We start from the raw sequence: 1,603 nt of genomic DNA on the forward strand, positions 1-1,603 counted from the left end.
TCCAGGAGGCAATTTGATGAGTGAAGAGCGTTACCAGCAACGACAACAGAAAGTGAAGGATCACGTGGACGCACGCGTGGCCGCCGCCCAGGACGAGCGCGGGATCGTTATCGTCTTTACCGGCAACGGCAAAGGCAAAACCACTGCCGCCTTTGGCACCGCAACCCGCGCGGTGGGCCACGGTAAAAAAGTGGGCGTCATTCAGTTTATTAAGGGTACCTGGCCTAACGGCGAGCGCAACCTGCTGGAGCCGCACGGCGTGGAGTTTCAGGTGATGGCGACGGGCTTCACGTGGGACACGCAGAACCGCGAGGCTGATACCGCCGCCTGTCTGGCGGTGTGGGAGCATGCCCAGCGGATGCTGGCCGACGAGACGCTGGACATGGTGATCCTGGACGAGCTGACCTACATGGTGGCCTATGACTATCTGCCGCTGGAGGTAGTGCTGAGCGCCCTGCAAGCGCGTCCGGCCCAGCAGACGGTAATTATTACCGGTCGCGGCTGCCATCGGGATATTCTGGAGCTGGCCGATACGGTGAGCGAGCTACGTCCGGTTAAGCACGCTTTCGACGCGGGCGTGAAGGCGCAGATCGGTATCGATTATTAAATAAGAAAGGGGCCGAGGCCCCTTTCTTTATGCTTTGCTGTTACGCGTGCTGGAGCGGCGGTTGCCGCTTGCAGGACGTCCGCTGGCCGGACGCGCGCTGCCGGTCTGGGTATGACGCTTGACCGCCCGGCGGATCTGGTTGGCCTTCATACGACGATGGTCTTTCTCTACCGCTACCTTGGATTCGGTTTCCGGCGTTAACTCCACCAGCTCGCGCAGATAGTTCGTCTGGGCCAGATCCAGTTCGGTATAGCCTCCACGCGGCAGCCCTTTCGGCAGCAGAATATCACCGTAGCGGACGCGGATAAGACGGCTTACCTGCACGCCAACGGCTTCCCACAGGCGACGAACCTCGCGGTTACGCCCTTCAGTCAGGGTGACGTTATACCACTGGTTGATACCCTCGCCGCCGCTGAACTTGATAGTTTTAAACGCGGCCGGACCATCCTCCAGCTGCACGCCACGGGAGAGATCGCGGAGCTTGTTCTCTTCGACCTGACCAAATACGCGCACGGCGTATTCGCGCTCGACTTCACGGCTCGGGTGCATCAGGCGGTTAGCTAGCTCACCGTCGGTGGTGAACAGCAGCAGGCCGCAGGTGTTAACGTCCAGACGGCCAACGGCAATCCAGCGTGCGCCGCGCAGCTTCGGCAGGCGATCAAACACGGTCGGACGCCCTTCCGGATCGTTACGGGTGCAGAGTTCACCTTCTGGTTTATAGTAGGCCAGTACGCGACAAATCTGCTCGACGGACTCTCTAACAGAGATAAGATGGCCGTCAATACGGATCTTCAGGCCTGGGATAACCTCAACACGATCGCCGAGGGTTGCGATTTTTCCGTCAACGCTGACGCGCCCGGCTGCAATGATCGCTTCGATTTCACGGCGGGAGCCGTGGCCAGCGCGGGCCAGCACTTTTTGTAATTTCTCGCTCATGGCGGTTCCTTCAGGTGTCGCCTTCACAGGCGTCTGGTATGCTTTACGAAACAATGAGTT

Annotated in this window: 2 protein-coding genes; one reads left to right on the plus strand and one right to left on the minus strand. The window is 59.6% G+C overall.

The window, feature by feature from the left end; genetic code table 11:
* The first annotated feature begins 16 nt into the window (after positions 1–16).
* Positions 17–607: a cob(I)yrinic acid a,c-diamide adenosyltransferase gene (gene cobO / locus FN633_RS03040; RefSeq protein ID WP_154056688.1), complete on the plus strand. Its 591-nt coding sequence runs from the start codon at positions 17–19 to the stop codon at positions 605–607.
* A gap of 27 nt (positions 608–634) precedes the next feature.
* Here cobO and rluB read toward each other — a convergent pair whose 3' ends face one another.
* On the minus strand, positions 635–1,543 hold the full coding sequence (gene rluB / locus FN633_RS03045) for a 23S rRNA pseudouridine(2605) synthase RluB (protein ID WP_154056689.1): 909 nt from the start codon (positions 1,541–1,543) through the stop codon (positions 635–637).
* Positions 1,544–1,603 lie beyond the last annotated feature (60 nt).

This window comes from Pseudescherichia vulneris (genome assembly GCF_902164725.1).
GTDB classification, from domain to species: Bacteria; Pseudomonadota; Gammaproteobacteria; order Enterobacterales; family Enterobacteriaceae; genus Pseudescherichia; species Pseudescherichia vulneris.

Excerpts from the sequence above, each read along its gene's own strand:
- cobO (WP_154056688.1), top strand. The coding sequence starts at position 17 with ATGAGTGAAGAGCGTTACCAGCAACGACAACAGAAAGTGAAGGATCAC.
- rluB (WP_154056689.1), bottom strand. The coding sequence starts at position 1,543 with ATGAGCGAGAAATTACAAAAAGTGCTGGCCCGCGCTGGCCACGGCTCC.